The following is a 14100-nucleotide window of genomic DNA, read 5'->3' as shown; positions in this document are numbered from 1 at the left end:
CCACGACACATAAAATGAAGTATGTGCGGTGGGTGATTTATTTTTTTACATCCCTTGCAAAAGCATTCAGAAAGTTTTCTTACAACTTGAATATTATTAAATAGTCAAATGCGCCTTTTTCTGATAAACTTAGGATGATGTTTTTTTGAAAGGATGAGCCCCTATGACACCAAATCGCGAAGACTATTTAAAATTAATTTTTGAATTAGGTGGCGACGAAGTTAAAGTGAATAATAAACAAATTGTTTCTGGACTCGATGTTTCGGCAGCTTCGGTTAGTGAGATGATTTCAAAGTTAGTAAAAGAAGATTTGGTTGAGCATTCTCCTTATCAAGGGGTACAATTAACTGAAAAAGGCTTAAAAAAAGCGAGTACGTTAATTCGCAAACACCGAATCTGGGAAGTCTTTTTAGTAGAGCACTTAAATTACACTTGGAATGATGTGCACGAAGAGGCAGAAGTTTTAGAACATGTTACTTCACAGACGCTTGTGAACCGTTTAGCGGATTATTTAAATCATCCAGAATTTTGTCCACACGGTGGTGTTATTCCCGAAGATAATCAACCCATTCATGAGGAGAAACGCCAAACGTTAACAGACTACCCTGTTGGCACAAAAATTCGGATTGCACGTGTCTTAGACGAAAAAGAATTACTGGATTATTTAGTTTCCATTGATTTAAATATTCAAGAAGAATATACGATTAAAGAAATTGCTGCATATGAAGGACCGATCACCATTTATAATGAAAACAAAGAATTATCCGTCAGCTTTAAAGCAGCAAACACAATTTTTGTTGAGCCGTTGATTAGAGAAAGTGAGGAAAACTAATGAATGAAAAAGTAGCATTATTTACTATTTTCGGGGGGACAGGTGATCTTGCCAAACGTAAATTGTATCCTTCCCTGTTCCGCTTATATAAAAAAGGATTATTAGCTGAGCGTTTTGCGGTGATTGGTACCGCACGTCGGGAATGGACAGACGAATACTATCGTGAAATCGTTCGTGAAACCATTCAAGACTTAAATCCCACGGCCGAAGAGGCAACTGAATTTTCTAGTCATTTCTATTACCAATCACATAATGTGAATGATACGGAACATTATAATACCTTAAAAGAATTATCTGATCGCCTAAATGAACAATACCACTTAGAAGGCAATCATGTTTACTATCTAGCTATGGCTCCTCAATTCTTTGGAACCATTGTTAATCACTTGAAATCACAACATATTATTTCGGAAGAAGGCTTTGATCGTCTAATTATCGAAAAGCCATTTGGTTCTGATTATGAATCTGCCTACGAATTAAATGAAGAAATTCGTGCTGCATTTCCTGAACAAGATATTTTCCGAATTGACCATTACTTAGGCAAAGAAATGATCCAAAATATTTCAGCCATTCGTTTTGCCAATAATATTTTTGAATCACAATGGAACAATCGTTACATTGATAATGTCCAAATCACCTTCGCTGAAAGCTTAGGTGTCGAGGATCGTGGCGGCTATTATGACCACAGTGGTGCACTAAAAGATATGGTTCAAAATCATATTTTACAAGTCGTTGCTTTGCTTTCTATGGAGCCTCCTGTTGCCTTTTCTGAAAAAGAAATTCGGACTGAAAAAGTAAAAGCTTTACGTGCCATCCGCCTTTATTCTGAAGAAGAAGCCCTTCAAAATTTCGTGCGTGGACAATACGGCGAAGGTCAGCTAGCTGATCAAACATTTGCAGCCTATCGTGATGAACCGAATGTGGCAGAAACTTCATCCACTGAAACTTTTGTTGCTGGTAAATTTTTAATTGATAATTTCCGTTGGTCTGGCGTCCCTTTCTATGTTCGCACAGGTAAACGATTAACTGAAAAAGGCACACGCATTAACATCGTCTTTAAACAAGTACCTATTAATGTCTTCAAAGATGATACGTGTGAAGAATGCGATAAAACCGATTTACCACCGAATGTTTTAACTATCTATATCCAACCAACTGAAGGATTTTCATTAACCTTAAATGGAAAAGAAATCGGTCAAGGGTTCAATACAACTCCAGTGAAACTTGATTTCCGTCAAAGTGCTGAAATGACTGAAAATAGTCCAGAAGCATACGAAAAACTTCTATTAGACTGCCTAAATGGCGATAGTACAAACTTCTCTCATTGGGACGAAGTTGCCCAATCTTGGCGCATTGTTGACATTATTCGACATGCTTGGAATAAAACAGACGTTTCTTTCCCTAATTATGCCGCTGGCACAATGGGCCCGCAAGCTGCCTTCGACTTATTAGAAAAAGATGGCTTTACTTGGGAATGGCAACCAGATAACTGGTACCGTGACCGCGGTCAACTTGATCAATAAATAAGCCAAAAAAGATCCGCTAGTTAACAACTAGCGGATCTTTTTTTAGTGTAAATAAGTGAGCAATATAACCATTAGATTCCAAGTAAAATGAGCACTAATGGAATACCAAATATTTTGATAATAGCCATATAAGACACCATATAAAATCCCTGCACTAAAATAAGGTAATAACAAAATAAGTTGACCATCGATTCCATTGACTTCTGCATGCATATATGCAAAGACAAAACTACTGATGACAATCATAAGATACTTAAGAAAACCTTTTTTTGGCGGAATCAAACAATATCTATAGACTAGTTCTTCTATGATTGGTGCAAAGATAAGTACTTCAAAAGCCCTAGAAAACGAAGGAATCCATTCATCAAAACAGATTTTGGATAATGAATGATTCAATGTACTATTTAAGCCAAGATAAATCATGCCCTCACCAATTAGGTAAACAATAATCAAACAAAACAATCTTTTTTTATTAATTAGTCGTAGCTGATTTAAGAGTTCTCTATAAAAAAAGAATCCAGCTACCAACAAGTAAACACAACTTTGATATACTTGGTATTGATTATCTACTAAGTAAAAGAATGGAGTCCCTAATCTTGGTAGAATAAAACTAAAATAACTGAAGAAAAAAAGATAACTGATTTTTTTATATTTTAGTTGCATAGTTAAATTAAATAGCTACATATGAAATGTAAGATGTATTAGCTACTGCTGTTCTAGTGGCTACATATCGATTATCGACCTTTCTATAAACATTATACCTCACTGTAATTCTTGCATATTGTCTATATTTTCTAAACTTGCCACTAGCCGAATAAGTAGCTTCTGCTTTAACACTCACAGGACCTACAGGAACAGTTGCACTAAGCGTTATTCCTCGTTTATGAGTTTCAGTGCCAAGATAAGTTCTAGTACCTCTTACAATACTCCAACTTGTTGCTTGAGACCATGTTCTGGCTAACGAGGGTACTTCATTCCCGCTGTCAAAAACATAATAATACTCATCATCTTCTATCTCAAATTCAGAATTTACTTGAACATTTCCATCGCTATTAATAGATTCCTCCGCTGCATGTACATTTTGACTCGACAATACTCCAACAAAACCAAACATAACAATCCCAAAAACTAATTTTTTCAAAACAATCACACTCCTTTTTAGGTTACCTAATTATAATTTAGAAGCGAAACATTGTCAAGAATATTCAGAATATTATGATTTGAAAACTGCATAAAAAATGAACGTGGGACAAAAATCACTTTGGATTTTTGCTCCACGCTCAAAAACTTATAAACGGCGGGAACAGAAGCAACTCCTTCGGAAATAAGCTGAAATTCTCCAAAAATTAAAGAACAATTTTCGGAAATTTCTTCTTATTTCTCGGAGTTAAACACTTCTGTCCCGACCTCATAAAAAGTCTAACTTTTTGGGGTCACTACATAACATGTACCACTCTTTTTTCCTTGTTTATTCGAATCCTTCAGCAACCGCTTCTGGATAATTTTCTTCAACAATGTGTGCACAACGGCCACAAAGTGTTGGTAATTTTTCATCTGAGCCGACATCTTGACGAACGGAACGACAACGGTCACACGTTTCGCCTTCTGCTTTTTCAACTAAAATAGCCATGTCTTCAAATTGAACAGCTTCACTAGGTGCTACTTCTTTTGATACTTCAAAGTCGGAAACAATTAGTAATTGAGCAATATCTGCATCAACAGCTGTCATTAATTGACGAATTTGTTCATTTGGATAAACGGTCACTTTGGCTTCTAACGATTTACCGATTAATTTAGAATGACGAGCTTCTTCCAACGCTTTTAAGACATTGTCACGGAAATCCATAAAGGCTGCCCATGTATCCATCAATTCTTCTTCATTAGTAAACGTTTCGTAACCTGGGAATTCAGCTAATTGCACATACTCTTCTTCTTCTTGTAAGAAACTCCAAATTTCTTCCGCTGTATGTGGAATAATTGGTGTCAATAATTTTGTTAACGAAACCAATGTTTGATAGAAAACAGTCTGCATACAACGACGTTGATAATCGTTTTCAGCTTCAATATAAACGACATCTTTCGCAAAGTCTAAATAGAAAGAAGATAAATCTACAGTTAAGAAGTTCATAACTGTCCGATAAATATGCATGAAATTATATTTTTCATAACCATTTTCACGGATTTCTTGAATGACTTGATTTAAACGAACCGTCATGTATTTATCTACAGAACGTAAATCGGCATAAGCTACAGTATGCTCAGCTGGATTAAAATCACTCGTATTCGCTAACAAGAAACGCATAGTATTACGGATTTTCCGGTACACTTCAGATACTTGGTTTAAGATATCCATTGAGACACGCACATCGGCTTCCGCGTCAACACTACTTACCCACAAGCGTAAGATATCTGCCCCCATTTGATTGATAACTTTTTCAGGTAAGATAGTATTGCCTAACGATTTACTCATCTTACGGCCTTCGCCATCGAGAACCATCCCTTGAGAAATAATTGATTTATAAGGCGCTACTCCATTGATAGCGACACTTGTTGTAATACTTGAGTTAAACCAACCACGATATTGGTCAGAACCTTCTAAATACATATCTGCTGGGAAAGTTAACTCTTCTCTTTCTCGTAAAACTCCTTCATGTGAAGAACCTGAGTCAAACCAAACGTCCATGATATCTGTTTCTTTGGTAAACTCGCCATTTGGTGAACCTGGATGTGTAAAGCCGGCTGGTAGTAACTCTTTTGCTTCACGCATAAACCAGATATTTGATCCATGTTCTGCAAATAAATTCGCTACATGTTCAATTGTTTCTGGCGTAATGATGGCTTCTCCATTTTCAGCATAGAAGATCGGTAATGGTACACCCCACGCTCTTTGACGAGAGATTACCCAATCACCACGGTCACGAATCATATTATACAAACGTGTTTTTCCCCAAGGAATTAGCCAGTCAACTTTCTCAACTTCATCTAAAATATCTTGACGGAATTTAGAGATTGAAGCAAACCATTGTGGCGTTGCACGGTAAATAACTGGTTTTTTGGTACGCCAGTCATGTGGATAACTATGCGTAAAGAAATCTAATTTTAATAACGCGCCTTTTTCTTCTAATAACTCAGTAATCATTGGATTCGCTTTGTCATAGAAAATTCCTTCAAAACCAGGTGCTTCATCTGTAAAGACCCCACGGCTGTCAACAGGAGAAATAACAGGTAAATCATATTTACGGCTAACGATATAGTCATCTTCCCCATGTCCTGGTGCGGTATGAACTAAGCCAGTCCCAGCATCTAGCGTCACGTGGTCGCCTAGCATAACAAGTGATGTTCGATCATAGAATGGATGTTGAGCTGTCATACGATCTAATTTTTCACCAGAAAATTCTCGCAAGACTTCTACTTCTTCCCAACCAACCGCTTCTTTAACTGTTGCTAATAAATCTTTAGCAATTACAAATTTACGACCGTCTGCCTTCACTTCAACATACGTAAAATCAGGATTAACTGAAATACCTAAGTTGGCTGGTAATGTCCAAGGGGTTGTCGTCCAGATGACGAAGGCTGTCTCGTTATCTAAAAGACCTTTACCATCGGCCACATTAAAAGCTACGTAAATAGAAGGTGATTTTACATCTTTGTATTCAATTTCTGCTTCTGCTAAAGAAGATTCACTTGAAGGAGACCAATAAATTGGTTTTAAGCCTTTATAAATATAGCCTTTTTCTGCCATCTTACCAAAAACACGAATTTCTGCTGCTTCATACTCTGGATCTAACGTAATGTATGGATGTTCCCAATCGCCTGACACACCTAAACGTTTAAAATCGTTACGTTGTTTATCGACTTGTGATAAGGCATACTCTTTACATTTTTCGCGATACTCAGCGACAGTCATTTCTTTACGTTTAACCCCTTTATTGGTTAACACTTGCTCAATTGGTAAACCATGAGTATCCCAACCAGGCACATAAGGAGAACGGAAACCAGACATTGATTTTGAACGAATAATAATATCTTTACTGATTTTATTCAAAGAATGTCCTAAATGAATATTTCCGTTTGCATACGGAGGGCCATCATGTAAAACAAAGGTTGGTTTTCCTTCGTTTAATTTTTGACGTTGTTCATATAAGCCTTTTTCTTCCCAGTCTTTTTGCCATTCTGCTTCACGGTTTGGCAAGTTCCCACGCATTGGAAAAGCTGTTTTTCCTAATTGCAATGTTTCTTTCATTTTCATATGCATTTGCCTCGCTTTCATTTTATCGATTTAATTGTGTTAGTTCATACTAAAGATGAACGATAGCTGATAAAAGTAGATAAAAAAAGAGTACTCCATCCCAAGGGACGAAGTACTCGTGTTACCACCCAAATTCAAAGTAGAGTTGCCCCTACTTTCTCTGAAATTGATAACGGTAATTATCCGGCAGTTCCTACTCAAGTGTTCAGAACTGCATCTAGGATAGAGGATCTGTTTAATGCCAGTGTCTGTCAAACTTTCACTATCATTGACTCGCTGCTAAGAATAAACATTAAACGTTCTGTTCTATCTATTTTGATTCTTCTTCAATTGTTTCTTCAGTGACTTCAATTACAGGCTTTTTTTCTACTACAGCATCTGTGTTCTCTTCAGAGTTTACAACAGTTTCATTTTCGTTGTCAAGGTCTTGTTCATCAAGAATTTCCTTAACTGCTGTATGTTTGTCTCCGACATAACTAGAAAAAGGCTTTAAAATCTCTTCCCACTCTTCACTCTTCACTTGCTCTAATTGAGTTTCAAGCATTAAGCTTAAGCGTTGATGGAAGACACGTGTTTTCTTCTTCAAGTCTTCTGTTTCCCCAGCTAATTGACGGGCACGTTCAATTGCTTCTGCTAAGATTTGTGTTGATTTCGCTTCAGCATCTGCAATCATTGCATTTGATTTACGTTCAGCTTCTACCAAGGTTTCTTTGGCTTGGTTATCTGCCGAAGTGATAATCATTTCTGATTCTTTATTGGCACTTGATTTCACTTTATCAGCGGTATCTTGTGCAACAATAATTGATTGGTTCAATGCATCTTTCAATTCATTGAAGTATTGTAATTTTTCTTCTGCGTGTTTTAATGATTTCTCAAGTTCACGATTTTTTTGTAATGCATCTTCATAATCACGTGTGACTTGATCTAAAAAGTCATCTACATCGTCTTGGTTATAGCCTCTCATTTTTGTTGAGAAGTCTTTGTTTTGAATATCTAATGGAGTTAATGCCATATTCCTTCACCTCTTTGGATTATTTTTGTAAAACCCCTTATGAACACATTCTCATACTAATCCTGAAATAGCAAATATCTTACTTTTTTTATTATACACAACTTCGTCTGAATGAACAGCCAAAATGGTTTTCTTAAACAAAAGTTCGAGATTATTTTCTCAATACCCCTAAGAGGACACGAAATTTTTCTTTCTTTGTTTTTCCTTCTAATTCTTGAATCTGAAGGCGCCCAAATCCCCGTATCGAAACAATATCTAATAAGTCTAAAGCAAAATCTGGTCGTGTCGTTTCTGTCCAATTGACTTTTACTTTACCAGATTCGATCAATTGTTTTGATCGCTGCCTTGAAATATTAAATACGGCGGAAATCACACTATCCAGCCGCAAAGAGCTCATAGTCGTTCGCTCTTCCTGCCAACCATCCTTCGGTATCAAAATTTGTGTATAATCCCGCTCTTCTAAACGAACAGTAATTTTACCAATTTTGTCGACTTGGTTAACAACGAAGCCAGCTACTTCTTGTGCTATAAAAACCTGCCACTTATCACCATCGGAAATAATATCTCCAAAGGCTTCCCTACGAACCCCAACATTCATCAAGGTGCCTAAAATTTTCCCATGAGATAATGTCGCAAATTTAGATGGATAAATAATTTCAAATAATACAACACCAAAATCTGTCTCTTCTGGTATGTAATACGCTGGATAAATCAAGCAGCGTTTTCGTTCTGCTTGCTCATAACCACCATAAAAAGTAAACGATAAATCACTGTTTTGTCGAATCAACGTTTCCAAAATATACGCCTGTCTAGGATCAAGAAAGTCTGTCAAATAAGGCGCGTATTGCATCTCCACTTGCTCTAGCCAATCCCCGACAGTGTCAATAAAAGGATGTTCATCTTTGCGGAAATGTTGATACACATTTGCGTTCATAGATAAATCATCCTTTCTAAAAGTTATTAATAAACAATAGCTCGTAAAATGACTGCTAAGCCACCCGCTGCTAGGTTAAGGACAATAATCCCTACCATTACGTTAAATCCAACCATTCCAATCCTTAAATTCAAACGGTCAAACAAACTTAAGTATGGTTCACAAATTCTAGAGAGCAAACGCCCGAAAGCAGAATCATATGCTCCTGGAAACCATGAAAGTAGCGCGTAAATCACTAGTAATCCTGAATAGATTTGAACGCCTTTGTATAATAGAGTAATCAGTGTTGCGATAATAACACCTCCCTAAGGCTTAGAAATCAAAGAATTGTTTGTTGGCTAAAGATTGTGCTGTCGCACTATCAATTTCCATATTCGCTGGTGTGCATAAGAAGATTTCATTGCCAACGCGCTGAATATCTCCGTCTAAAGCATACACAGTACCAGTTAAGAAATCAACGATGCGTCGTGCTTGGTCTTCTTCTACTAATGTAAAATTAACTAGCACAGCTTCTTCAGCAAATAAATGTTTCGCAATGCTCATTGCTTCTGAATACACACGTGGTTCAATAATAGTAATTTTATGTGTTTTTGCATTGGCGGTGCTTTCTTGTGCTCGTCTTGTATTCGTAGTCGCTGATTGATTAGAACTACGCATAGAAACCACTTTTTTCTCTGTGTAAGCAGCTTGTTGTGTGTCTCTTTCTTGATGCGCTTCAGCAGAACGATAGCGTGCAGAAGGTTTTTCAACTACAGGCTCACTTTGTTGTGTATAAGCTGGCTGACTGTAACTTTCCTGTTGTTGAACAGGGCGTTGTGGTTTAGGCCGAGCTGCACGACGCGGTGGTTCATTAACTGCTTTGCGCTCTTCATATTCTTCGTAGTTATCATAATAATCATCTTCTTCGCCAGATAAGCCAAAAAAGCTCGATAACGCATCCTTGTTAAAAATTGACATAAATTCCTCTCCTTTACGCATCTCTGAATAACGCTGTTCCGATTCGTATAAAAGTTGCACCTTCTTCAACTGCGATTGGGAAATCGTTACTCATTCCCATGCTAAGTTCTGTACAAGGAGCAAAAGATAAATGTTTCTCATTTACGGTCATTTGCAGCTCTTTTAATTCTCTAAATGTTGCATGTAATACTTCTTCACTTGCCCCAAAAGGTGCCATAGTCATTAGACCGACGATTTGAATTTTGTCCAAATCAGCAAGTTCTTGAATGAAAGGTAAGACGTCTTCTTTACGAAAGCCGTGCTTGCTTTCTTCTCCAGTTATATTCACTTCAACAAAACAACGAATAACTTTCGTTGCTCTTTTTTGAATTTCTTTGGCTAGACTCAGACTATCTAATGCATGAAAATAATCTATCTCATTAATAATTAATTTTACCTTCCTACGTTGTAAATTACCAATTAAATGCCACTGAATATCATTAAATTTTTCCAATCCAGCTTTCTTTTCTAGTAACTTATCTACTCGGTTTTCAGCTAAATTCTGGACACCAAGCTGAACAAGCTCTGCTGCTTCCTCAATTCCTACTGATTTAGTGACGCCAATCATTGTCACATCAGCAACAGAGCGCTGTGAGCTTTTGCATGCTAGCTGAAGTTGATTATTAATATTTGTTAAGTTTTCAGCTATCATTTCTAATCGATGCTCCTTATCGTTTTCTGCGGAAAAATGGTGGCGTACTTAATTCGTCATCATTGTGATTTGGTTCTTCACGGTGGAATGTGTCAAATTCTTTTTTGTCTACTTGTTCTAATGAAGATTCATCAACTTTTGGACGTGTATTTTGTTCTCTGCGAATATCCCAATCGCCAAAAGCACTTGCTTCTTCTTGTGATTTTGGTTGATCCATTTCCACAGATTGAGTTGTTTGTTGCATTGGTTGAACCGCTTGTCTTGTTTGACGGTGCGGTTTTCTATCCTTTTTTGATTCATCAATACCTGTAGCGATTACTGTTACACGAATTTCGTCGCCTAAATCTTCATTGATTGATGTACCTAAGATGATGTTCACATCACCTGAAGCAGCATTTGTAACGATATCTGAAGCATCTTGTGCTTCAAACAAGGTCATGTCTAAGCCACCAGTAATGTTTAATAAGACTTGTTCCGCACCATCGATTGATGTTTCTAACAATGGTGAAGAAATAGCTTTTTTCGTTGCTTCAATTACACGTTCTTCGCCGCTCGCTACACCAATTCCCATTAAAGCTGTTCCTTGGTTTTCCATCACTGTTTTCACGTCAGCAAAGTCCAAGTTTACGTAACCTGGTGCAGTGATTAAATCTGAAATCCCTTGAACACCTTGACGTAATACATTATCAGCTTCTCTAAATGCTTCAAGCATTGGCGTTTTCTTGTCAACGACTTCTAATAAGCGGTTATTTGAGATAATTAATAGTGTATCAACGTTTTCTTTTAATAAGGCAATTCCTTCAGCGGCAAAACGACCACGTTTTGGACCTTCAAAACTAAATGGACGAGTTACTACACCAACTGTTAAAGCGCCTAATTCTTTAGCGATTTTTGCAACTACTGGCGCAGCACCTGTACCAGTTCCGCCACCCATACCAGCAGTAATGAAAATCATATCCGCGCCTTGTAATGATTCTGAAATCACTTGTTCACTTTCTTCTGCAGCTTTTTGGCCAACTTCAGGTTGTGAACCAGCACCTAAACCACGAGTGTATTTAGGGCCTAATTGAATCACTGTTTCTGCTTTTGAATGTTTTAATGCTTGAACGTCTGTATTGGCTGTGATAAATTCCACGCCTTTAACGTTTTCTTCGATCATACGGTTTACAGCGTTTCCGCCGCCGCCACCTACACCGATAACTTTAATGACTGCACCGTTGTTAATGTTATTGTCTAATGAAAATTCCATGATATCGTATCCTCCTGTTTATGTGATTAGTCGAAAATGTTCGAGAAGAAGTCTTTGATTTTGCCTGTCACTTTTTCACCAGACTCACGTTCGTTGAATTCTTCGTATTCTTCTTGAGGCTGTTCAGCATATGTGTCATAGCGAACTTCTTGTTGGACAGCGACTGATTGTGCTGGTTTCGATTTTTCACCAGGGATTGCATATTTGGCAATGTGATAAATATCGTTTAGTTGCGCTGAATATTCCACAATGCTAATGACATTAGCAAAGACTGGGTTACGTAAGCCCATGTGATTTGGTACGTATAGTTTTACGTTGGCTTCAAAAATCTCTTGCGCCAAATCGACAATACCTGGCATACTAGCGGCGCCACCAGTTAACACAACGCCTCCAGGTAATTCAAACGCATCAATTTCATCCAGAACTTCTTTTGATTTTCTCAAAATTTGTTCCACACGCGCTTCAATAATTTCTGAAAGGTAACGTTCGTCCACTCTTACAGGCTCTGACTTACCGATAACATCAACAGGAAACTCTTCGTTTGCTGAAGTTCTTTCTGGATAAGCATCCCCATAATTAATTTTTAAGGCTTCGGCGTTGTTAAAAGAAGTATTCAATACGATTGAGATATCTTTCGTGATGAACTCACCGCCTTCTTGGTTAACATGAGTAAATTTCAATTGTTTGTCGTGGATAACAGATGTCGTTGTTTGACCGCCACCCATATCAATGACAATTGTTCCAAAGTCTTTTTCGCCATCTGTTAAAATTGTTTCCGTTAAAGCAAGCGGTGTAATCACTAATTCGTTAATTCCTAAGCCAGCTTTTTCAACACATTTACGGATGTTATGGATGATTGTTTTTGGTCCAGTATAGACAACGCCAAACATCTCCATGCGAACGCCAAGCATTCCACGTGGGTCTTTGATGCCTTCAAAGCCGTCGACGGTAAAGTCTTGCGGTAAGATTGCAACAATTTGACGTTCAGGAGGAGTTGAACGAACCAAAGCTGCAGATGCGACGTTGCGCACATCCTCATCTGTAATTTCTTTTGATTCACTGCTAACAGCTATCATTCCTTGACAGCTTTCTACTTCTAATAAATTCGCTGGTAATCCAACATTTACGCTTTTAATTTGAATGCCGGCTTTTTCTTCGGCTTGTCGAACGGCCCGTTGGATTGCTTGAACTGTTTGATCAATATCGACGACAATCCCTCGATTCAAACCGTCTGATTTTGCATTTCCAACGCCGATGATGTTCATTTGACCTTCAATATATTCAGCGACAACTACTTTGACAGAAGTTGTACCAATATCGAGGCCTACATACATTCCTGTTTTTGCCATGAACGGAATTCCTCCTCCTATTAATTCCAATATCTAAGCGGACAAAGGCGTCCGTTTAACTATCTCTTTTTTAGTATTATTCACTTCTTCCAATTTTACCATAAAAATGGGGGTTTTAGAAAGCAGATTATACGAATTTGTTCGTTAATTTTTGAAACATTTTTGTAAAAAACTTATTCTGCTTGTTGCACTTCTTGATTTTCTCCATTTGTCGGCGTACCGTTATTCGCTTCATCCGTTGCTGCGCCTGCATTTGGGTCCACAACTTCTTGATTTTCAACCGCTGAATCTTCGGAAACTTCACTGCCCGTTTCTTCACTTTCTTTTTCATACGGATAAGAAAAAATGCCGACTTCCATATCAACGATTCCAGGTTTGTCCATTTGCTCGGCTACTTGTGAATAATAAGCCATTTTTTCACTTAAATCAGAAATATTAACAATCACTCGATTTCCATCATTCATATAGACATTAATCAAGTCTTTATTGGTTTTTGATGGTGCATATTTAATTTCTGAAATTCCTTGTTTAATTTCTTGAGGTAATTTGTTGTAAGAGGCCATTAATTCAGGGATTAATTTATCCTCTTTGAAATTCTCAAAAATTGGTTTGCCACTTTCAGCAGCCTTGGTGGTTTCCGCCAAAGTTTTACCATTCTCTAAAATCGGATGATAGCCGCCTTTAGTCGCAGCAAGAGCGACAATTTGATACTCTTGAATATCAATTTTAAATGAATTAATACCATTTAACTTAATGTTCGCCTTTTTTATAATTGGAAACTTTTTCTGAATATTTGCAGAAAAATAATTTCTATTTGAATACTGCTCCCATAAGCCACTGCCCGTTTCAAGTTTTGACTGCTGAATAATCGCTTGACTCTCCACACTTTTGTTACCTGAAACTGTTACTTCACTCAATCGACTAAGAGGCGAAACAAAATACAATGCCACTAAAATGGCTGTCCCTAAACAAGTTAAAATAAAGGCTAAACGCCTATATAAGCGCTTGTTCCGTGTTTTCTTAACGTTCGGTAAACGATCTGCAAAATGCTCCTCTTCTTCCACTGTTTCTTGTGGAAGATGTTGTTGTGGCTCTTCTTGACTTTGTTCTTGTAAAGTGATGGTAACTTCTGCTTGTTCGTTTTCACCTTTTGAAGCAGCTTCTTCCGCTTGCTTCTTCAAATATTCTTGGTTTTGTTTTTGCCAAGGTGTCAGTTCAGGTTGAGACTCTTCCGATTTTTTTGGAGGTAATGGTTTTCTTTTTTTGAATATATCGTTCTCGTTACTAATCTTCCACACCTC

13 protein-coding genes are annotated in these 14100 nt (G+C 37.4%); 2 read left to right on the top strand and 11 right to left on the bottom strand.

The window, feature by feature from the left end; translation table 11 throughout:
* Positions 1-163 precede the first annotated feature (163 nt).
* Entirely contained in the window at positions 164-832 is a 669-nt protein-coding gene (locus tag IGJ46_RS03760) for a metal-dependent transcriptional regulator (RefSeq protein ID WP_002358896.1), read from the top strand.
* A complete protein-coding gene (zwf, locus tag IGJ46_RS03755; protein WP_375343100.1) occupies positions 832-2355 on the top strand; it encodes a glucose-6-phosphate dehydrogenase in 1524 nt (507 codons plus the stop codon). The genes IGJ46_RS03760 and zwf overlap by 1 nt, the downstream gene beginning before the upstream one ends.
* Positions 2356-2400: 45 nt before the next feature.
* Here zwf and IGJ46_RS03750 read toward each other — a convergent pair whose 3' ends face one another.
* From IGJ46_RS03750 to IGJ46_RS03700, 11 genes are all read right to left on the bottom strand, one after another.
* A complete protein-coding gene (locus IGJ46_RS03750; RefSeq protein ID WP_224800302.1) occupies positions 2401-2811 on the bottom strand; it encodes a CPBP family intramembrane glutamic endopeptidase in 411 nt (136 codons plus the stop codon).
* A gap of 217 nt (positions 2812-3028) precedes the next feature.
* Entirely contained in the window at positions 3029-3508 is a 480-nt protein-coding gene (locus IGJ46_RS03745; protein ID WP_002369874.1) for an LMxysn_1693 family intestinal colonization protein, read from the bottom strand.
* Between the two features lie 318 nt (positions 3509-3826).
* Positions 3827-6607, bottom strand: a complete 2781-nt coding sequence (gene ileS, locus IGJ46_RS03740) for an isoleucine--tRNA ligase (RefSeq protein WP_002387984.1) — start codon at positions 6605-6607, stop codon at positions 3827-3829.
* Between the two features lie 310 nt (positions 6608-6917).
* Positions 6918-7619, bottom strand: coding sequence for a cell division protein DivIVA (divIVA, locus tag IGJ46_RS03735; protein ID WP_002355904.1), 702 nt, complete (start codon positions 7617-7619; stop codon positions 6918-6920).
* 151 nt (positions 7620-7770) lie between these two features.
* Entirely contained in the window at positions 7771-8553 is a 783-nt protein-coding gene (locus IGJ46_RS03730; RefSeq protein ID WP_002355903.1) for an RNA-binding protein, read from the bottom strand.
* 26 nt (positions 8554-8579) lie between these two features.
* Positions 8580-8837 (bottom strand): YggT family protein, encoded by a 258-nt coding sequence (locus tag IGJ46_RS03725; protein ID WP_002355902.1) that lies wholly within the window; start codon positions 8835-8837, stop codon positions 8580-8582.
* A gap of 28 nt (positions 8838-8865) precedes the next feature.
* Positions 8866-9510: a cell division protein SepF gene (locus IGJ46_RS03720; protein WP_002355901.1), complete on the bottom strand. Its 645-nt coding sequence runs from the start codon at positions 9508-9510 to the stop codon at positions 8866-8868.
* Between the two features lie 13 nt (positions 9511-9523).
* Entirely contained in the window at positions 9524-10201 is a 678-nt protein-coding gene (locus IGJ46_RS03715) for a YggS family pyridoxal phosphate-dependent enzyme (RefSeq protein ID WP_002358890.1), read from the bottom strand.
* Positions 10202-10217: 16 nt separating this feature from the next.
* Positions 10218-11450: a cell division protein FtsZ gene (gene ftsZ, locus IGJ46_RS03710; RefSeq protein ID WP_002355899.1), complete on the bottom strand. Its 1233-nt coding sequence runs from the start codon at positions 11448-11450 to the stop codon at positions 10218-10220.
* Positions 11451-11476: 26 nt separating this feature from the next.
* Positions 11477-12799: a cell division protein FtsA gene (gene ftsA, locus IGJ46_RS03705; protein WP_002355898.1), complete on the bottom strand. Its 1323-nt coding sequence runs from the start codon at positions 12797-12799 to the stop codon at positions 11477-11479.
* Positions 12800-12972: 173 nt separating this feature from the next.
* Positions 12973-14097 (bottom strand): cell division protein FtsQ/DivIB, encoded by a 1125-nt coding sequence (locus tag IGJ46_RS03700; RefSeq protein WP_002355897.1) that lies wholly within the window; start codon positions 14095-14097, stop codon positions 12973-12975.
* Between the last annotated feature and the right edge of the window lie 3 nt (positions 14098-14100).

The sequence above is a fragment of the Enterococcus sp. AZ120 genome, from assembly GCF_050546165.1.
Lineage (GTDB): Bacteria > Bacillota > Bacilli > Lactobacillales > Enterococcaceae > Enterococcus > Enterococcus faecalis.
This window is presented reverse-complemented; position numbering and strand designations above follow the sequence as displayed.